The following is a 19,046-nucleotide window of genomic DNA, read 5'->3' on the forward strand; positions in this document are numbered from 1 at the left end:
TTGATGGGGAATGAAAAAACACTGGAAACGAATATCATCCGGATGCGTCCTGAGGCTGAAGTTGCCCTGAAGACAAATGATCTGCATGTTCATTATGGCGATTTCGAAGCAATCAAAGGCGTTTCCATGGAATTTGAAAAGAATAAAATCACCTCGCTGATCGGACCGAGCGGGTGCGGAAAATCCACTTATCTTCGTTCGCTGAACCGGATGAACGACGCTGTTCCCGGCGCAAAAGTGACTGGGGAAATCATTTACCAAGGCATTGATGTGAACGTACCTGAAGTCGATGTATTCGAAGTGCGGAAAAATATCGGGATGGTATTCCAAAGACCGAATCCTTTCAGCAAATCGATTTATGAGAACATCGCTTTTGCACTGAGAAGGCATGGCCTGAAAGATAAGTCGGCATTGGACGAAATCATCGAAACCAGCCTGAAACAAGCTGCCCTTTGGGACCAAGTGAAGGACCAGTTGAACAAAAGCGCCTTAGCACTTTCGGGCGGCCAACAGCAACGTCTCTGCATCGCACGCGCGATCGCACTGAAACCGGATATCCTGCTTTTGGATGAACCTGCCAGCGCGTTGGATCCGATATCGACTTCTCAAGTCGAAGAAACCTTGCTGGAGTTGAAGGAAAAGTATACGATCATCATTGTTACACATAATATGCAACAAGCATCGCGGATCAGTGACTATACGGCGTTCTTCTATTTGGGCAATGTCATTGAATATGATGAGACCAGAAAAATCTTTACCCGTCCGAAGATTCAACAGACGGAAAATTATGTTTCTGGGCATTTCGGCTAGGAGGAAAGCAACGTGAACAGCACAAAACCCATTATTGAAACGCGTGATGTACATTTATATTACGGAAAGAACGAAGCGTTGAAGGGCATTTCGCTTGATTTTCATAAAAAAGAAATCACGGCTCTGATCGGGCCGAGCGGATGCGGAAAATCCACCTACCTAAGGACCCTGAATCGCATGAATGACCTGATTCCGGATGTGACGGTCACCGGGAAAATCAGTTTCAATGACCAGGATATCTACAGTCCGCAAATGGACACCGTAGAGTTGCGGAAAAAGGTCGGCATGGTTTTCCAACAACCGAACCCATTCCCGTTTTCGGTATTCGACAATGTAGCATATGGCTTACGCATCGCCGGGATGAAGGACAAGGAAAAAATCGCCCGGATCGTGGAAGAAAGCCTGAAGAAAGCAGCTGTCTGGGATGATGTCAAAGATAAATTGAATCAGAGCGCCTTATCTTTATCAGGTGGCCAACAGCAACGTGTCTGCATCGCACGGGTCTTGGCAATCGAACCGGAAGTCATTTTGTTGGATGAACCGACGAGCGCGTTGGATCCGATTTCCAGTGCTCAGATCGAACGGATGCTTATGGAATTGAAAGAAGATTACACGATGATCATTGTTACGCATAATATGCAACAAGCATCGCGGATTTCTGATAACACTGCCTTTTTCTTGAACGGGGAATTGATTGAATTCGGCGAAACCAGCCAAATCTTCACCAATCCAAAAGAAAAACAAACGGAAGATTATATTTCTGGACGTTTCGGCTGATCCGTTGCATAATGAAAGATATTTACAAAGGGGTTGGTTTGCGATGAGACGAGTATTTGAAGAGGAACTAAAGAGTTTGCACGCTCACTTTTTGAAGATGGGTGTGTTGGTCAATGAAGCAATCCAGAAATCAGTGGATGCTTTTGTCACGCATGACAAAGAATTAGCGCAGCAAGTCATAGATGAAGATGCAGCCATCAATAAACTCGAGAACGATTTGGAAATCGAATGTTTCGAACTGATAGCCTTGCAACAGCCAGTCACTACTGACTTGCGCAAAATAGTGACCGTGATGAAAGCCAGTGCGGATTTGGAACGGATCGGCGATCATGCGGTCAGTATCGCAAAGTCGACGATCAAAGTGAAAGGCACCAAGCATGATGCCGATATAGAAACGGCCATCGCGGAAGCTGCCTTGAAGGTCATGGCGATGGTTAGGGAAGTTCTGGATGCTTATGTCTTGATGGATGCTGAACGGGCACGTGAGATTGCGGCTAGGGATACCGAAATTGATGCACAAGCAAAAAGTATCTATGAAAGCTGTATCGAGCATATGAAACAGGATCCTGACATCGTCTTCGGAGGAACCAATTACATGCGCATTTCGACTTATTTGGAAAGAATAGGCGATTATGTAACAAATATTTCCGAGTGGATCATTTACTTGGATTCCGGAGAAGTCGTAGAACTGAATGTCCACCATAAAATTTAATGAGAAGAACGTTGTGATGCCAAAAAGGTGCCGCAACGTTTTTTTGTTCTCCGGGCCATTTCTGAACCTATGCAAAGAGGGTTCGCTTGCAGTTTTCCTCCTCGAACGGCAAGGGCAATAGCTTTCATAGACCGGATGAATTTGCTAAAATAAGGATTGAAGGTAAGGGATAGGGGTTTAAGTGAGATGATGTCAGACTTGAATACAGAAACGATACAAGCAGTTACGAAAATATTCAAATTGATCGGCGATCCGACCCGTTTTTTGATTCTCCATGTATTGGAAAATAGGGAATTGAACGTAAATGCCATCGCGGAGGAACTGGACTTGGAGCAATCCGCGGTGTCGCACCAACTGAAGAAACTGCGGGAAGCAAAGTTGGTAAAAAGCAGAAGAAGCGGAAAAAATATCCTCTACAGTCAAGATGATCAGCATGTCTATGCAATTCTGCATTTGGCTGTCGAACATGCCGAACACATTAGGGATGATGGACATAAAGAGGCTTGAACATCCGTGCGAACTAATGTTCTTTTTAGTCTTGGATATGGTATACTACAGACAATTAGGAAGCAGACGAAAACCAAAGAATAAGTCAAAGAAGGATCTGAAAATATGGCAAAAGACCAAATCATCGTACGGGGAGCCCGTTCGCACAATTTGAAGAATATAGATGTCACCATCCCGAGGGACAAGCTTGTCGTCATGACCGGTCTTTCCGGATCGGGCAAGAGCTCGCTGGCTTTCGATACGCTTTATGCGGAAGGGCAAAGACGTTATGTGGAAAGCCTCTCCGCCTATGCGCGCCAGTTTTTGGGCCAGATGGACAAACCGGACGTGGACAGCATCGATGGCCTGAGCCCGGCTATTGCGATCGATCAAAAGACGACGAACCGCAATCCGCGTTCAACAGTCGGCACAGTTACAGAAGTCAATGATTTCCTTCGCCTGCTTTTTGCACGTGTCGGGCATCCGATTTGTCCGAATGACGGCACGCCAATCAGCAGCCAATCGCCCGAACAGATGGTGAATCAGGTTCTGGAGCTGCCGGAACGCACAAAACTGCAGATACTGGCACCGATCATCAAAGGGAAAAAAGGGCAGCACAAAAAAGTGTTCGAAGACATCAAAAAACAAGGCTACGTCCGCGTCCGCGTCGATGGGGAATTGTTTGATGTTTCCGAAGAGATTGAATTGGAAAAGAACAAAAAACACGACATCGCAATCGTTGTCGATCGGCTGGTCATCAAGGAGGGCATCCGTTCGCGGATTTTCGATTCGATCGAAGCGGCACTGCATTTGGCCGATGGATATGCTATCGTTGATGTCATCGGAAGTGAAGAGCTTTTGTTCAGCGAACACCACGCCTGTCCCTATTGCGGATTTACGATCGGTGAGATCGAACCGCGCCTGTTTTCTTTCAACGCGCCATACGGAGCCTGTTCCGAATGTGACGGGCTGGGGATGAAATTGGAAGTCGATCCCGACTTGATCGTTCAGGATAAACAGCTTTCCCTGAATGAAGGGGCGCTGGTGCCGTGGAACCCGATCAGTTCGAATTACTACCCGGAAATGCTGCGCCAATTTTGTGTGCAGAACGGGATCGATATGGACCTTCCGTACGCCGAACTAAGCACCGATACCCAGCAGAAACTGCTCTATGGTGCTGGAGGCGAATTGTTCCATTTCCATTACCAGAATGAATTCGGCGGTGTCCGGGATGTCGATATCCCTTTTGAAGGGGTCATCACCAATGTCAATCGACGCTACAAAGAGACATCGAGCGATTATACGCGCGAAGCGATGCGCCAATACATGACCGAGCTGCCCTGCCACACTTGCCACGGCTATCGTTTGAATGAGCAGGCCCTGTCCGTGAAGGTAGCCCAACACGACATCGGTCAAGTCACGGAATTTTCCATCGAAAATGCTGTCTCCTTCTTCGAAGAAATTTCCCTTTCGGAACAAGAGAAACAGATTGCGGCGCCTATCCTGAAGGAAATATTGTCACGCCTGACTTTCCTGAAGAATGTCGGCCTCGACTACTTGACGCTGAGCCGGACGGCGGGTACGCTTTCCGGTGGGGAAGCGCAGCGTATTCGCTTGGCGACGCAAATCGGCTCCAACCTTTCCGGTGTGCTCTACATTTTGGATGAGCCATCCATCGGGTTGCACCAGCGCGACAACAACCGGTTGATCGAATCGATGAAAAATATGCGCGACCTCGGCAACACGTTGATCGTTGTGGAACATGATGAAGACACGATGATGCAGGCGGATTATCTGATCGATATCGGACCGGGTGCGGGTGAACTCGGCGGTGAAATCGTGGCTGCCGGTACGCCAGAGCAAGTCATGAAAAACAAGAAATCGCTGACAGGGAAATATCTGTCTGGGAAATTGTTCATCCCGGTTCCGGAGACGCGAAGGACAGAAGACAAAGGAGCCGTGGAAATCACCGGCGCCACTGAAAACAATCTGAAGAATGTGGATGCTGCCTTTCCTTTAGGGAAAATCGTGGCAGTCACCGGCGTTTCCGGTTCAGGAAAAAGCTCGCTGGTCAATAATGTCCTGAAGACAGCCCTGGCCAAAGAATTGACCCGTACGAAAGAAAAACCGGGCAAGTTCAAGACAATCAGCGGTTTCGAAGGTCTGGAGAAAGTCATCGATATCGACCAAAGCCCAATCGGACGGACGCCGCGAAGCAACCCGGCAACCTACACCAGCGTCTTCGATGACATGCGCGACCTTTTTGCCAGCACCAACGAAGCCAAAATACGCGGCTATAAAAAAGGCCGTTTCAGCTTCAATGTCAAGGGTGGGCGTTGTGAAGCTTGCCGCGGAGACGGCATTCTCAAAATCGAAATGCATTTCCTGCCGGATGTCTACGTGCCTTGCGAAGTCTGTCATGGCACGCGCTACAATTCCGAAACTTTGGAAGTGCAATACAAAGGCAAGAACATCGCCCAAGTCTTGGATATGACGATCGAGGAAGCTTTGGCCTATTTTGAAGCCATCCCTAAAATCAGGCGCAAACTGCAGACCATCGTCGATGTCGGTCTCGGCTACGTGACATTGGGGCAGCCAGCCACTACTTTATCCGGCGGTGAAGCCCAGCGGATGAAATTGGCCAGTGAACTGCAACGCGTATCAAGCGGAAAGACATTCTACATACTGGATGAACCCACCACAGGCTTGCACACGCATGATATCGCCAGATTGTTGCAGGTTTTGGATCGCTTGGTGGAAGCCGGCAACACGATCGTCGTGATCGAACACAATCTGGACGTGATCAAAACTGCCGATTACATCATCGATATGGGTCCTGAAGGCGGAGCAGGCGGGGGAACCGTACTTGCAACCGGCACTCCGGAAGAAATCGCCGAAGTGAAGGGAAGCTACACCGGCCAATTCCTGAAACCCATTCTGGAACGGGATAAAGCACGAAACAAAAAGACAAAATAGATAGCGAAAGGCCAGCCGATTCCGGCAATGTCATTAACTTAAGGGTATCGACAAATAAGAGATAGTGAAAATGGGAGATAAATTCTCTCATTTCCACTATCTCTTTCTTTTCTGACCATCGAAAAATACCCAGGAAAGCAAACCACTCAGCACAGTGGACCGAAATTGTCGAATAGCTGAGGAACATGCGACAATTTGCTTCCACGTCGGGCCGAGATTGTCGGATGTCGAGAAACATTCGACAATTTGCTTCCGCAGCGCACTGGAATTGTCGAATACTCGAGCAACATGCGACAATCTCGGCCCCGCAGTCAAAAAAAGCGAGGGTGCATTTTGCATTCTCGCTTTTTACAGTCTTCTAGTCATTTCTGCTGAAGGGAAAATCAATCTTTAGACCTATGACAAGGGAAAAGAAATTGGGCATAATAAGTACATAAGCAACAGATAATCAGAAAACAGGCAAACTGTCCCATGTCAGTGAATAGATAAATGGATAACCATCAAGGAGGAAATACCATGAATGAAAGAGACCGTATTTTGGCGTTGGTAAGAGAAGGCATCATCACTACCGAAGAAGCTTTGGTACTTTTGGAAAACTTGGCAAAGCGTGAGGGAAAAGATGCAGTGAAGTTCAATCAGCAGCAAGATTTCACAGATGCACCCGATACTGCATCAGAACCCGCAGAGCAAACGGATCAAGCCTCCGCTCAAGAGCGGGAAGACCGCAAAAATTTGGAAAAGATTTTGGATGAACTGGCCAGCGAGATTTCCTATTTCTCCTCTCAGATAGATGCGAAAGGCGAAGCGCTCCAGTCACTGAAAAAACAGATCAACGACAAAGCCGAAAAAAGACAAGAATTGGCGACAGCCGATGAACTGGGCGATTTGACGGGCGAGCAAGAAATCACCTTGATGCGCTTGGATGAAGAGCTGGAGGGTCTGCGCGGACAAGCTGCCGCACTGGAAGCCGAAAAAGTCGAGATGGAACAAAAAATGCGCAGCCTCAAGAAGGAGCATGTGGAAAACAGCGTGAAATCCTTTGGCGAGAAGCTGGGCAATAAAGAGGAATGGAAAGACACAGCCACCAATTTCACGGATCGCCTCACCAAAGCAGGTGCACAATTAAGTAAATTTTTGACCGATACGGTGCAAACGGTCGTAGAGAATGTCGATTGGAAAGACACTGATTTCAACATCAAGATCCCTGGATTGATCACCAGCAAATTCCAGCATGAATTCACATTCGATCAAAACACAGCGACGATACTTGATTTCCAACTGGCAAACGGCAATGTGACGTTGCAGAGTTGGGATAACGAAACCATTTCGGTCGCCGCGGATGTGAAAATATACGGTAAAACCGAAGAAGCGACAGCGAAGGAAGCTTTCGATGCTCGGAGCACGCTTGTGATGGATGAGGATAAATTCACTTTCCGCGTTCCGAACAAACGGGTGAAATGCGATATCGTCGTGTCCTTGCCGAAACGCGAATACGATTACGTCGCAATCAAGATGTTAAACGGGAATGCGACCTTGAAAAACATTGAAGGAAAAGATTTTTACATCAAATCCACGAACGGCAATATGGTCATTTCAGGTCTCAAGGCCATCATGTTGGAGACGGATGGCGTCAACGGGAATCTGGATGTCTCAGAAAGCACGATCGTTGATGTGTTGGCGAAGACCATCAACGGCAGTCTGACGATCAAGAGTGATGTCATCAGCGCAACTGTTTCCGTTGTGAACGGTGATGTGAAATTGTCCTATCCGGGAACCAACGCCAAACAGATCCAAGCCAGTTCCGTCAACGGGTCAGTCAAACTATCCTTGCCGGCTGCCAAAAGCGCAGAAGTGAAAGCCAGCAGTTCTTTGGGGAAAATCATGAACCGGATGGAAAACATCGAAATCATCCGCCAAAAAAATGAACACACAAACAAGTACCTGGAATTCAGACGAATGGACGAGGAATCGCCGGTTATGGTAGAATTAAAGACAACAACAGGAAACATATTCTTAAAAAATAACTAAAAATAGCTACAATAAATGGCACACATAAGGAGAGAACGAAAATGAAAAAATTAACTAAATCTGCTACAGACAGACAAGTCAGCGGTGTTCTGGGAGGTATTTCCGAATACTTCGGCATCGACTCGACGATTGTGCGTGTGGTATTTCTGATTGCCGTATTTGCGGGAGTCGGATCGCCCGTGTTGTTGTACATCCTGATGGCTGTACTGATGCCTGAACCAGGCCGAAACGACAGCGGACAATCATTCGGCGGAACATACGGGTCTTCATCTTCCCGCCGCAGTTCCGATGCTTCGAGATCTGTAAAAGAAGCAAAACCAGTGGACAAACAAGAAGAGGACGACTGGAGTGATTTTTGATGGGATTTTGGAAAAAAGCGGCGGTCAACTCACTAGTGTTCATCGCGCTGGCTTATTTCATGGCACCTTCATTCTATGTGCATAGCCTTTGGACGGCTTTTTGGGCCAGCATCATCTTGGGCATCGTCAACTTTTTGATCAAACCGGTGCTTTCGATCCTCTCGTTCCCGATCACAATCCTTACGTTCGGCTTGTTCAGCTTCGTCATCAATGGCTTTATGCTGTATCTGACGTCTTGGTTGGTCGGTCCCGGATTCCACTTCACGAGCTACGGCACAGCGTTCCTGGTGGCTTTGATCATGTCGGCCGTGCATCTGTTCCTGAGCAGGGACGACGCGCGTTAACCAACAGGGTTCTGTCGCGGCACTTAGCTCCAAATAACATAAAGTAAGGCAGTTGAAACGATTGTTTCAGCTGCCTTTTTGTTCTTTCGTATGCACCCATAAAATGTTATGATGGATAGGAATACAATAAACCACAAGCGATTCAATCATTGTTTGCGGCAAGATGAGAATGTAAAAAAATCCTGCCCGATTTGGATCAGGAAATTAAATGATAGAGCGAGGGATAAGAATGGCGAATACAGTCACTGTAAAGGAATTAGTGGATTCTTCAGGTTATATTGTACTGAGCGGAGAAGAATTTTTGGGAAACAAGATCACGACCAGCGAAATCTCCAGACCCGGCGTTGAGTTGACAGGTTTCTTTAATTTCTACCCGTCGGCCCGTATCCAGTTGTTGGGGAAAACGGAATTGACATTCATCGAGAGGATGACCGCCGAAGAGCGCCTGATCGTCATGAGGCGACTTTGCAGTAAAGAGACGCCTTGCTTCGTCATCGGACGCAAGCTGCCAGCGCCGGCAGAATTGATGAAAGCCGCGCAGGAAGCCGGGATACCGATCCTTTCGGCGCAATCCAGAACGACAAGAGTATCCAGTAACATCACCAATTTCCTTGAAGGCAAGTTGGCGGAACGGGTTTCGATGCATGGGGTTTTCGTGGACGTATTTGGAATGGGTGTCATGATCACAGGGGACAGCGGCGTCGGAAAGTCGGAAACGGCTTTGGAATTGATCCAAAAAGGACACCGTCTGGTTGCTGACGATCGCGTTGATCTGTATCAACACGATGAAAATACGCTGATCGGTGAGGCACCGGGCATCCTACGGCATCTGATCGAAATCCGCGGAATCGGCATCATCGATGTGATGACGCTGTTCGGGGCCGGGGCAGTCAAACAGACCAATGAAGTCAATCTGATCGTCAACCTGGAACTTTGGAGCAAAGACAAAAAATTTGAACGTCTGGGCAGCACGGAGGAGATTGTGAACATTCTGGATGTCGGTATCCCTAAAATCACGATTCCGGTTAAGACAGGGCGAAATCTTGCCATCATCATCGAAGTCGCGGCAATGAATTTCCGTGCGAAAACAATGGGCTACAACGCCGCTGAGACTTTTGAAAGAAATTTGGAAGCTTTGATAAAAGAAAATGCTCAAAAAGGTGAATAGGCTTGCATAAAGGAGAATGATATGAATAATTTAATAGCCGCATTGAACCCCGTCGCATTGTCGTTTGGTGGGTTGGAAATCCGTTGGTACGGTGTCATCATCGCGGCGGGCATCCTCATTGCCATGACATTGGCGACGAAAGAGGCTGAAAAAAAAGGGTTGGATCCGGATTTCATTGTCGATATGATGTTCTGGACGATACCGATCGGGATCATCGGCGCCCGCATTTACTATGTATTGTTTGAATTGGATTATTATTTGCAGAACCCAGGCGAAATCATTCAGATCTGGAATGGTGGCATCGCCATTTACGGGGCGTTGATCGCCGGTATTTTGACGATTTACTGGTACACAAAACGAAAAGGGATTTCCTTTGCATTGACGATGGATATTTTGGCACCCGCAGTCCTGATTGCGCAATCCATCGGCAGATGGGGGAATTTCATGAACCAGGAAGCGCATGGTGAGGAAGTCAGCCGCGCCTTTTTGGAGAATTTGTTCCTGCCCGAATTCATCATTGAACAGATGAACATAAACGGGGTTTATTACCATCCGACTTTCTTGTACGAATCGCTCTGGTCGTTGGCCGGTTTTGTGCTGATTCTGTTCCTGCGCAGAAAAGAACAGCTGTTGCGTGTCGGTGAAGTGATGTTCACTTATGTCATGTGGTACTCGTTCGGCCGTTTCTTCATCGAAGGCATGCGCACGGACAGTCTGTATCTTTTCGGGCCTATCCGGGTTTCACAGGCGCTGTCCATCCTGCTGTTCCTCGGAGCGATGGGAGTCTGGGCTTACAGACGCAGAAACAATTATCCGCCTGATCCCTTTTACACGAACATCACCAGAAAGGAAGCATAATATCAGAATGAATTTCAAAACGGTTTTATTTGATTTTGACGGCACTATTGCCGATACGAACCGCCTCATAAGCGAAAGCCACTTTGTCGTCATGGAGGAAAATTTTCCAGGCCGGTTCAAAAAAGAGGAAATGGCCCAATTCAACGGTCCCAGTTTAGAGGAAATATACGGGAATCTTGATCATAGCCGACAGGATGAACTGGTCGCCCGCTACAGGGAGGTCATGCTGGAAAAACATGATGAAATGATCGGCATGTTTCCGGGCATCAAAGAAGTGCTTGAAAATCTTAAACAGGAAGGCCTCCGCTTGGGCGTCGTTTCAACGAAGCGCAGCGATGTGCTGAAACGGGGCATCGCTATCCTCGGCATCACGGATTATTTTGACACGATCCTCGGCTCAGGCGATTTTTCGCAACCGAAACCCGATCCGGAGTCACTCTTTCTGGCTATGGATCGTCTGGACGCCGAAAGTGAAACCAGCGTAATGGTCGGGGACAATCACCATGATATAGTCGCAGGCAATAATGCGGGCGTCACAAGCATTTTTGTGGGCTGGTCCGAAAAAACGACTGCCTTCATCCAACCATATCGGCCAACAAAAATAGTCAAAGATCCACAGGAGTTGGAAGAGTACATTCTTTCCGGCGTGAGAGTTTAATCGAGGGGAAGCGAGCAAAATGAAACAAAAAGTCGCCGTATTGGGGGCAGGATCTTGGGGTACAGCCTTATCCATGGTGTTGGATGAGAATGGGCATGATGTCCGCCTTTGGGGGAATGACCCGAAACAAATCAAAGAAATCAATGAGCAGCATACGAATGAACACTACCTTCCAGGTGCAAAACTGAGTGAAGCGATTGTGGGATACACGGATCTGAAAGCCGCAATCAAAGAAGCAGACGCGCTCTTGTTCGTTCTGCCGACAAAAGCGATCCGCGTGGTTGCGAAAGAAGTCGCAGCGTTATTGGACGGATCAACAAAGCCGCATCTGATCCACGCCAGCAAAGGGTTGGAGCAGGACACCCATAAACGGATTTCCGTCATCATCCAGGAAGAGATTCCAGCTGAAAAATACGATAGCTTAGTCGTCCTGTCCGGACCGAGCCATGCGGAAGAAGTCGCCAAAAAGGACATCACCACGATCACTGCCGCATCCGAGAACGAAGAGGATGCAGGTTATGTGCAAAAACTGTTCATGAATCCCTACTTCCGGGTCTACCGGAACACGGATGTCATCGGGGTTGAGCTGGGTGCTGCTTTGAAGAACATCATCGCAGTCGGTGCCGGAGCGCTCCATGGATTGGGCTACGGCGATAATGCCAAAGCGGCTTTGATGACGCGCGGGTTGGCGGAAATCAGTCGATTGGGCACGGCCTTTGGAGCCGATCCAATGACCTTCTTCGGTTTGAGCGGGGTAGGCGATCTGATCGTTACCGGAACAAGCCGCCATTCGCGGAACTGGCGAGCCGGGGATCTGATCGGTAAAGGCCATGACCTGGATGAAGTGCTGAACAATATGGGCATGGTCGTTGAAGGCGTGGCAACTACAAAAGCCGCTTATGAATTGGCCCAGGAAAAAGGCATCGAAATGCCGATCACGGAAGCCATCTACAAAGTGTTGTACGAGAAAGTCGATGTCAAAAAAGCAATCGAGGAATTGATGCTGCGCGAAGGCAAAGCGGAGCAATCTTCTCAAAATGTGGAAAAGGGGAGCCAGAAGATATGAAGAAAGTCAGAAAAGCAGTGATTCCTGCTGCGGGATTCGGAACGCGTTTTTTACCGGCAACGAAAGCGATGGCAAAAGAAATGTTGCCGATCGTCGATAAACCTACCATTCAATTCATCGTTGAAGAAGCGATCGCATCAGGGATCGAAGATATCCTGATCGTAACCGGAAAAAGCAAACGTCCGATTGAAGACCATTTTGATTCGAACATTGAGTTGGAAGCGAATCTGCGCGAAAAAGGCAAAAATGAACTGCTTGAATTGGTGCAGGAAACGACCGGTTTGCGCATCCATTTCGTCCGTCAATCTTATCCATTGGGATTGGGCCATGCGGTCCTGCAGGCAAAAGCCTTTGTCGGGGATGAGCCTTTCGTTGTCATGCTTGGGGATGATCTGATGGAAGACGAAGTGCCGTTGACCAAACAGTTGATGGATGCTTACGAGCGCACACATGCTTCGAACATCGCCGTGATGGAAGTGCCGCATGAAGAAACATCCAAATACGGCATCATCGATCCGGATCAGGAACTGGAACCAGGCCTGTTCAACGTCCGCAGATTCGTCGAAAAACCGAATCCGGAAGACGCGCCGAGCAATTTGGCGATCATCGGCCGCTACTTGCTGACTCCGGAAATTTTCGAAATTCTGGAAAATCAAAATCCGGGTGCCGGCGGAGAAATCCAATTGACCGACGCCATCGATACTTTGAACCAAACGCAGCGCGTCTTCGCAAAGCGCTTCGACGGCAAACGCTTTGATGTCGGAGACAAATTCGGCTTCCTGACGACAAGCATTTCTTACGGTCTGACCCATCCGGAAATAAAAGATAAATTGAAAAATTATCTGGTGGAGTTGGGCGAAAAGTTGGCTGCCGAGGACGAAGGCAAATAGCCATTCAGGCAATCCAAACCAATTGATTGTTGAATAAAAACAAGAGAGGCCGGGCCATCAATCGTTCTGCGATTCATGGCTCGGCTTCTTCTCCATTAATTCGGCACTCTGAGCAGAATTGTGGCACAAAAAATAAAGTCAGAGTAAACTGTATAAGAACCAGATTCCGGCACCAGCCCGGAACAGACTTAACACCAGAAGGAGATACACTAAACATGGAACAAACTGAAAAAATTTATGACGTCATCGTCATCGGAGCCGGACCAGGCGGAATGACCGCGGCTCTTTATGCCTCCCGTTCGAATTTGAGCACCTTGATGCTGGAACGCGGCGTTCCCGGCGGCGAAATGATCAACACGGCCGAAATTGAAAATTATCCTGGCTTCAAATCGATATTGGGTCCGGAATTGGCTGAAAGGATGTACGAAAGCTCCATGCAATTCGGAGCCCAGCACGCCTACGGAGATGTGAAGCGCATTGTTATCGATGGTGATTACCGCATCGTCGAAGCAGGCAAAAAGTCCTATAAAACGCGTGCCGTCATTATCGCTACCGGTTCCCACCACCGCAAATTGGGGGTTCCCGGAGAAGACCAGTACAATGGCCGCGGCGTTTCCTATTGTGCCGTCTGTGATGGCGCCTTCTTTAAAGGTAAAAAATTGGCAGTGGTCGGCGGCGGAGATTCTGCTGTGGAGGAAGGGACTTACTTGACGCAATTCGCGGAGGACGTTAACATCGTGCACCGACGCGATGCCTTGCGCGCCCAAAAAATCATCCAGGACCGTGCCTTCAAGAATGAGAAAGTTTCCTTTACGTGGGATTCCTTTGTGGAAGAAATCAAGGGCGATGGACAAAAAGTCACGGGCGTAGTGATCCGGAACAAAAATACCAATGAGAGAACCGAAAAAGCTGTGGACGGCGTCTTCATCTACGTCGGCATTTTGCCGCAATCGGATGCCTTCCTTGATCTGGGGATCACGGATGAAGAAGGCTGGATCATCACGAATCAGCACATGGAAACGGCCGTACCGGGCATCTTTGCCATCGGGGATGTGCGCCAGAAACTTCTTCGCCAAATCACGACTGCCGTCGGAGATGGCGGGGAAGCCGGGAACCGCGCTTTTTCTTACATCGAAGATCTGCATGACCGTCTGGCAGCTGCTGAAGCGGCTGCCGAGACAGCTGACTGAACAAACATCAAAGCAACAGTAAATTTGTTGTCACACCGATAAATATCACCAAAGTTCATGCTCTGATTTCAGAGCGTGAACTTTTTTTGTAGATTCCATCTTTTCGCTCAAATGGCATGCAAATAATGTTATAATATAGCTAAACTAATATGGGAAGGATGATGAAAATGTCTTATCAAGAAACCATAGCACAATGGAATAATTTTGCCTTATTAGAACCTACATTAAAAGAAGAATTAAAGTCTTTGGAGGGAAATGAAGAAGCACTGAAAGATGCTTTTTTTGCTCCGCTGGAATTCGGGACTGCCGGTATGCGCGGCATCCTTGGAGTCGGCATCAATCGGATGAACATCTACACAGTACGCCAAGCGACAGAAGGATTGGCTCGTTTGATGGAGGCCAAAGGTGAAGAAGAGAAAAAACGTGGCGTCGCGATCGCTTACGATTCCAGACACCAATCTCCAGAGTTCGCGATGGAGGCAGCGAAAACATTGGGTGCGCACGGCATTCCGGCATTCGTTTTTGAAAGCTTACGTCCTACACCTGAATTATCCTTTGCGGTAAGACATATGAATGCGCTAACGGGGATCATGATCACTGCAAGCCACAACCCGGCTGATTACAACGGTTATAAAGTCTATGGAGACGACGGTGGCCAGATGACTCCTGACGATGCGGACGCTTTGACTGAATACGTAAGAGCAATCGAAAATCCACTAGCGATCCAAGTCGGCGATGAAGCAGAGCTGAAAGCAGCCGGCTTGATCAAAATGCTTGGGGAAGAGGTCGATGAGGCTTACCTTGAGCTGGTCAAAACAGTGACCGTCGATCCTGCCCTTGTCCATGAAATGAGCAAAGAAATGAAATTGGTCTTCACGCCTCTGCATGGGACTGGTCAGATGATGGGTGAGCGTGCCTTGAAGAACGCCGGTTTTGAAGGCATCTATCTCGTGCCGGAACAGGCAGTGGCCGATCCGAACTTCTCCACCGTGAAATCACCGAATCCAGAAGAAGCAGGCGCATTCGAATACGCCATCAAACTGGGTACGGAACTGGATGCCGATATTTTGGTCGCGACGGATCCGGATGCTGACCGCTTGGGTGCGGCCGTCCGCAAAGAAAAAGGCGAGTACGTTGTCCTGACTGGTAACCAGATCGCTTCATTGATGCTGGATTACTTGCTGCGCGCGAAAAAAGCGGCTGGTACATTGCCTGCCAACGGTACAGCCCTGAAATCGATCGTATCCAGCGAGTTGCCGACTGCAATCGCAAAATCTTATGGTGCAGATATGGTTGATGTTCTGACCGGATTCAAATTCATCGCAGAAAAAATCAAGCAGTACGAAGAAGACCACAGCAAGGAATTCTTGTTCGGTTTCGAGGAAAGCTACGGCTATCTGGCTAAACCGTTCGTCCGCGACAAAGACGCTATCCAAGCCCTGGTGTTGATTGCTGAAGTAGCGGCTTACTACAAGAAAAAAGGCCAAACGCTGTATGACGGCTTGGTCGAAATCTTCGAAACGCACGGCTACTATAAAGAACAGACGATTTCAGTAACGATGTCCGGCATCACTGGGGCAGAAAAAATCAAGGCGCTGATGGCTAAATTCCGTTCGGAAGCACCGGCAGACTTCGCAGGCATCGCCGTATCGATCACGGAAGACTTCGGCAACTCGACGAAGACATTCCCTGATGGTTCAACTGAGAGCATCGATATGCCGAGCTCGAATGTGCTGAAATACTTCCTGGAAGATGGCAGCTGGATCGCCATCCGTCCAAGCGGAACAGAACCAAAAATCAAATTCTATATTGGTGCCAAAGCGGAAAGCCAATCCGCAGTCGACGAAAAAGTTGCTGCTTTCGAAGCAAGCATCCGTACTTTGACCGCTGAATAAGCAATGCAACAAAAAAGAAGCCCGCGGGCTTCTTTTTTGTTTGAAGGTTTATCAGAAAGTTTTGGCCAATTGTTTGGCTTTTTCGATCGCATCCGCAACGATTTCATCGGCACGGTCCGGGTATGTGTCCATGCCTTCAACGAACAGTTGCGAAATTTCTTCGACTCCCAGGAAGCGGAAAATGCTCTTGATGTACTGGCTGGCAGGGTCGCTTCCGTCGAAGAGGCCTCCGTTTGCTTGGATATGCAGCAATTTTTTATCCGGGACCATTCCGACCGCTCCAGATTCCGTGTAACGGAATGTCTGTCCAGCAACCGTGATGGTATCGATCCACGTCTTCAGGCGACCAGGCACGTGCATGTTCCACAAAGGATTGGCGATGATGATCTTATCCATGGACAAGAAATCATCGGTGTAGTGATTGAACAGCGTCACTTTTTCCTGCTGACGGGAAGTCAATTGATCAAATAGCACGCCTTTCGACAATTCCTTCCAGGCAGTCAAAAGATCCCGGTCGATTTCAGGGATTGCGACTTCATAAAGATTCATATCCTTGATGCGATCGTAAGGATTCACAGCTTTGTATTCCTCCAGAAAAGCATCCAGGACTTTCATGGAACGGGAGACGCTGCTGTCGAAAGGATGCGCGCGCACAACTAAAACTCTGGCCATAGAATAACCTTCTTTCCAATTTGTTATACCTACATGATACCATTTACATGCACAGATGATAAAGCATAACCACTACCTGCAAACGAGAGGAACAGGTAAAAAAGAGAGTCACCCTTGTCGGGCAACTCTCTTTTGCATTTTCAATCAACAATCTTAAGCTACGAAAGCTTCCGCAGACAGAGGCGTTTCATCGATGAAGAAACGTTTGTACCAGACGAGGAAGATGTAGGCAGTCCAGATCTGGCGGCCGTAATCCAATTTCTTCGTATAGTTGTCATCGAGGATCTGCACGAGCTTGTCGGTATCGAAAAATTCTGCCGCATAGTCTGAAGCGAAAGCTTTTCTGACTTCGTTGTAGAATTCTTCTTCACGCAGCCAGTGACGGATAGGAGTAGGGAAGCCCAACTTCGGACGTTTCGCCCATTCTTCCGGCAGGACATCGGCAGCCGCTCTGCGCAGCACGTATTTCGTATCGATTTCGTTGACGCGGTAATCGGAAGGGATGCGTTTCGCCAATTCCATGACTTCTTTGTCCAGGAAAGGTACGCGCAGCTCCAACGAGTGGGCCATGCTCATCTTGTCGGCTTTCAACAGGATATCCCCAGGCATCCAAAGGTTCAGATCGAGATACTGCATCTTCGTGACATCATCCTGGCCTTTGACTTCGTCATATATCGGTTTGGTGATCGAACGGATATCCGGGCCGTTTTTATAGGCCGGCTTCAGGATGTCCACAGCTTCTTCTTCGTCCCAGACGATGGCCTGGCCGATGAAGCGTTCTTCCACTTTTTGTCCGCCTTTGACCAAGAAGGTCGTCAAGGTATTCTTCGGCAGTTTGTGGGCCAATTTGCCGATGCCTTTTCGCAGGCTATAAGGGACCTTTTCATAGGTCTCCATTTTTTTGGATGGTTCATACCAAGCGTAGCCGCCGAAAATTTCATCCGCGCCTTCACCCGAAAGTACGACCGTCACATCTTTCTTCGCCAATTCGGCCAAGAAATACAACGGAACGGAAGACGGATTCGATTGCGGTTCATCCATATGGTATTGGATGGTAGGCAGGGCATGGAAAGCTTCCTCAGGCGAGATGTACTTGCGGACATTCTCGATGCCGAGGATGTCGGAAAGGTCGGCAGCCTGGTTGGTTTCGTTGAACATTTTTTCATATTCGGAGAAGCCGACCGAGAAGGATTTTTCCGGTTTCATCAAAGCTGTGATCAAGCTGGAATCGACACCGCCGGAAAGGAAAGCACCTGTCTTCACGTCACTGATTTTGTGGGCGCGGACGGAATCGGCCATCGTTGCTTTGATTTCTTCCACATAGCTTTCCAAAGTGCCGTTTTCGGCATGGAATTTCTTGTCCCAATATTCGACCGTATGGATATCGTTGCCTTTCAGCACCATATAATGCGCCGGTTTCAATTTGTGGACGCCCTTGAAGAAGGTTTCGCCCATCGAAGAGTACTGCAGCGTCAAGTAAGGGCGCAAAGCATCCTTGTTCACTTCTTTGATGAAAGCAGGGTGAGCCAAAAATGACTTGATTTCAGAACCGAAAAGCAAGCTGCCGTCGGTTGTGTTTGTTGTATAGTACAATGGTTTGATGCCGAAGCCATCACGGGCGATGAACATCGTATCGTTCACCTTATCCCAGATCGCGAACGCGAACATGCCGCGCAGTTGTTTCACGAAATCATAACCATATTCTTTGTAGCCGTAGATCAAAACTTCGCTGTCCGTTTTGGAATGGAAGATGTGTCCTTTTTGCTTCAGATCTTCGCGCAACTCCTGGAAGTTGAAGATTTCGCCGTTGAACACCAATACCAAATTTCCGTCGGCACTGTACATCGGTTGCTTCCCGTTATCGGAAAGGTCGATGATGCTTAATCGGCGGAAGCCTAACGTTACCTTGTCATCAGAATACATGCCGCCGCTGTCTGGCCCGCGGTGGACGATTCTGTTCATCATACCTTCAATTACAGTCTGATGGTTCCATGCTGTCGATCCATGGATATATCCAACAAAACCACACATTTATACCACTCCTTAAGTATCTCTTGCTAGATCAGAATGTCTGTCCGTCTAGAGTCCAATCTATTCTATCACAAATGGAAAATCATTAAAAGAAATTATCCAATCGGAGACCTAGGCAGAGTTACC

General features: G+C 48.2%; 17 protein-coding genes. 15 read left to right on the forward strand and 2 right to left on the reverse strand.

What is annotated here, in order from left to right; translation table 11 throughout:
• Nucleotides 1-3: 3 nt before the first annotated feature.
• The 15 genes from pstB (PH235_RS06705) (at nt 4) to PH235_RS06775 (ending at nt 16,217) form a co-directional block, all read left to right on the forward strand.
• Nucleotides 4-810, forward strand: a complete 807-nt coding sequence (pstB, locus tag PH235_RS06705) for a phosphate ABC transporter ATP-binding protein PstB (RefSeq protein ID WP_272161602.1) — start codon at nt 4-6, stop codon at nt 808-810.
• Nucleotides 811-822: 12 nt separating this feature from the next.
• Nucleotides 823-1,587, forward strand: a complete 765-nt coding sequence (pstB, locus tag PH235_RS06710; protein ID WP_086943713.1) for a phosphate ABC transporter ATP-binding protein PstB — start codon at nt 823-825, stop codon at nt 1,585-1,587.
• Between the two features lie 43 nt (nt 1,588-1,630).
• A complete protein-coding gene (phoU, locus tag PH235_RS06715; RefSeq protein ID WP_272161603.1) occupies nt 1,631-2,299 on the forward strand; it encodes a phosphate signaling complex protein PhoU in 669 nt (222 codons plus the stop codon).
• A 189-nt stretch (nt 2,300-2,488) separates the two neighbouring features.
• Nucleotides 2,489-2,806: an ArsR/SmtB family transcription factor gene (locus PH235_RS06720; protein WP_272161908.1), complete on the forward strand. Its 318-nt coding sequence runs from the start codon at nt 2,489-2,491 to the stop codon at nt 2,804-2,806.
• A 105-nt stretch (nt 2,807-2,911) separates the two neighbouring features.
• Nucleotides 2,912-5,761: an excinuclease ABC subunit UvrA gene (uvrA, locus tag PH235_RS06725; protein ID WP_272161604.1), complete on the forward strand. Its 2,850-nt coding sequence runs from the start codon at nt 2,912-2,914 to the stop codon at nt 5,759-5,761.
• 516 nt (nt 5,762-6,277) lie between these two features.
• Nucleotides 6,278-7,789 carry a daptomycin-sensing surface protein LiaX gene (gene liaX, locus PH235_RS06730; protein WP_272161605.1) on the forward strand — a complete coding sequence of 504 codons (1,512 nt, stop codon included), beginning with the start codon at nt 6,278-6,280 and terminating at the stop codon, nt 7,787-7,789.
• Nucleotides 7,790-7,830: 41 nt separating this feature from the next.
• A complete protein-coding gene (locus PH235_RS06735; protein WP_272161606.1) occupies nt 7,831-8,148 on the forward strand; it encodes a PspC domain-containing protein in 318 nt (105 codons plus the stop codon).
• Complete coding sequence (locus PH235_RS06740) at nt 8,148-8,492, forward strand: phage holin family protein (RefSeq protein ID WP_272161607.1); 345 nt, start codon at nt 8,148-8,150, stop codon at nt 8,490-8,492. Before PH235_RS06735 ends, PH235_RS06740 begins: the two co-directional genes overlap by 1 nt.
• 229 nt (nt 8,493-8,721) lie before the next feature.
• A complete protein-coding gene (gene hprK / locus PH235_RS06745) occupies nt 8,722-9,660 on the forward strand; it encodes an HPr(Ser) kinase/phosphatase (RefSeq protein WP_272161608.1) in 939 nt (312 codons plus the stop codon).
• A gap of 21 nt (nt 9,661-9,681) precedes the next feature.
• Nucleotides 9,682-10,518 carry a prolipoprotein diacylglyceryl transferase gene (gene lgt / locus PH235_RS06750; protein ID WP_272161609.1) on the forward strand — a complete coding sequence of 279 codons (837 nt, stop codon included), beginning with the start codon at nt 9,682-9,684 and terminating at the stop codon, nt 10,516-10,518.
• A gap of 7 nt (nt 10,519-10,525) precedes the next feature.
• Nucleotides 10,526-11,176: an HAD-IA family hydrolase gene (locus PH235_RS06755; RefSeq protein WP_272161610.1), complete on the forward strand. Its 651-nt coding sequence runs from the start codon at nt 10,526-10,528 to the stop codon at nt 11,174-11,176.
• Between the two features lie 19 nt (nt 11,177-11,195).
• Nucleotides 11,196-12,242: an NAD(P)H-dependent glycerol-3-phosphate dehydrogenase gene (locus PH235_RS06760; RefSeq protein WP_272161611.1), complete on the forward strand. Its 1,047-nt coding sequence runs from the start codon at nt 11,196-11,198 to the stop codon at nt 12,240-12,242.
• Nucleotides 12,239-13,132, forward strand: a complete 894-nt coding sequence (gene galU, locus PH235_RS06765) for a UTP--glucose-1-phosphate uridylyltransferase GalU (RefSeq protein WP_086629367.1) — start codon at nt 12,239-12,241, stop codon at nt 13,130-13,132. The genes PH235_RS06760 and galU overlap by 4 nt, the downstream gene beginning before the upstream one ends.
• 215 nt (nt 13,133-13,347) lie before the next feature.
• Nucleotides 13,348-14,322, forward strand: a complete 975-nt coding sequence (trxB, locus tag PH235_RS06770) for a thioredoxin-disulfide reductase (RefSeq protein ID WP_272161612.1) — start codon at nt 13,348-13,350, stop codon at nt 14,320-14,322.
• A gap of 167 nt (nt 14,323-14,489) precedes the next feature.
• Nucleotides 14,490-16,217: a phospho-sugar mutase gene (locus tag PH235_RS06775; protein ID WP_272161613.1), complete on the forward strand. Its 1,728-nt coding sequence runs from the start codon at nt 14,490-14,492 to the stop codon at nt 16,215-16,217.
• Nucleotides 16,218-16,268: 51 nt separating this feature from the next.
• Here the strand turns inward: PH235_RS06775 and PH235_RS06780 are convergent, their stop codons facing one another.
• Together PH235_RS06780 and asnB are read right to left on the reverse strand one after the other, a co-directional pair.
• A complete protein-coding gene (locus PH235_RS06780) occupies nt 16,269-16,889 on the reverse strand; it encodes an NAD(P)H-dependent oxidoreductase (protein ID WP_106449302.1) in 621 nt (206 codons plus the stop codon).
• A gap of 153 nt (nt 16,890-17,042) precedes the next feature.
• Nucleotides 17,043-18,920, reverse strand: a complete 1,878-nt coding sequence (gene asnB / locus PH235_RS06785) for an asparagine synthase (glutamine-hydrolyzing) (protein ID WP_272161614.1) — start codon at nt 18,918-18,920, stop codon at nt 17,043-17,045.
• Between the last annotated feature and the right edge of the window lie 126 nt (nt 18,921-19,046).

This window comes from Trichococcus sp. K1Tr, from assembly GCF_028309625.1.
Lineage (GTDB): Bacteria > Bacillota > Bacilli > Lactobacillales > Aerococcaceae > Trichococcus.

Bases quoted from the DNA above. Each gene is read 5' to 3' on its own strand.
- PH235_RS06720 (WP_272161908.1), top strand. From the start codon at position 2,489: ATGTCAGACTTGAATACAGAAACGATACAAGCAGTTACGAAAATATTC.
- PH235_RS06740 (WP_272161607.1), top strand. From the start codon at position 8,148: ATGGGATTTTGGAAAAAAGCGGCGGTCAACTCACTAGTGTTCATCGCG.
- PH235_RS06780 (WP_106449302.1), bottom strand. From the start codon at position 16,889: ATGGCCAGAGTTTTAGTTGTGCGCGCGCATCCTTTCGACAGCAGCGTC.
- PH235_RS06775 (WP_272161613.1), top strand. From the start codon at position 14,490: ATGTCTTATCAAGAAACCATAGCACAATGGAATAATTTTGCCTTATTA.
- galU (WP_086629367.1), top strand. From the start codon at position 12,239: ATGAAGAAAGTCAGAAAAGCAGTGATTCCTGCTGCGGGATTCGGAACG.
- PH235_RS06760 (WP_272161611.1), top strand. From the start codon at position 11,196: ATGAAACAAAAAGTCGCCGTATTGGGGGCAGGATCTTGGGGTACAGCC.
- trxB (WP_272161612.1), top strand. From the start codon at position 13,348: ATGGAACAAACTGAAAAAATTTATGACGTCATCGTCATCGGAGCCGGA.
- lgt (WP_272161609.1), top strand. From the start codon at position 9,682: ATGAATAATTTAATAGCCGCATTGAACCCCGTCGCATTGTCGTTTGGT.
- PH235_RS06755 (WP_272161610.1), top strand. From the start codon at position 10,526: ATGAATTTCAAAACGGTTTTATTTGATTTTGACGGCACTATTGCCGAT.
- uvrA (WP_272161604.1), top strand. From the start codon at position 2,912: ATGGCAAAAGACCAAATCATCGTACGGGGAGCCCGTTCGCACAATTTG.
- liaX (WP_272161605.1), top strand. From the start codon at position 6,278: ATGAATGAAAGAGACCGTATTTTGGCGTTGGTAAGAGAAGGCATCATC.
- asnB (WP_272161614.1), bottom strand. From the start codon at position 18,920: ATGTGTGGTTTTGTTGGATATATCCATGGATCGACAGCATGGAACCAT.
- phoU (WP_272161603.1), top strand. From the start codon at position 1,631: ATGAGACGAGTATTTGAAGAGGAACTAAAGAGTTTGCACGCTCACTTT.
- pstB (WP_272161602.1), top strand. From the start codon at position 4: ATGGGGAATGAAAAAACACTGGAAACGAATATCATCCGGATGCGTCCT.
- PH235_RS06735 (WP_272161606.1), top strand. From the start codon at position 7,831: ATGAAAAAATTAACTAAATCTGCTACAGACAGACAAGTCAGCGGTGTT.
- hprK (WP_272161608.1), top strand. From the start codon at position 8,722: ATGGCGAATACAGTCACTGTAAAGGAATTAGTGGATTCTTCAGGTTAT.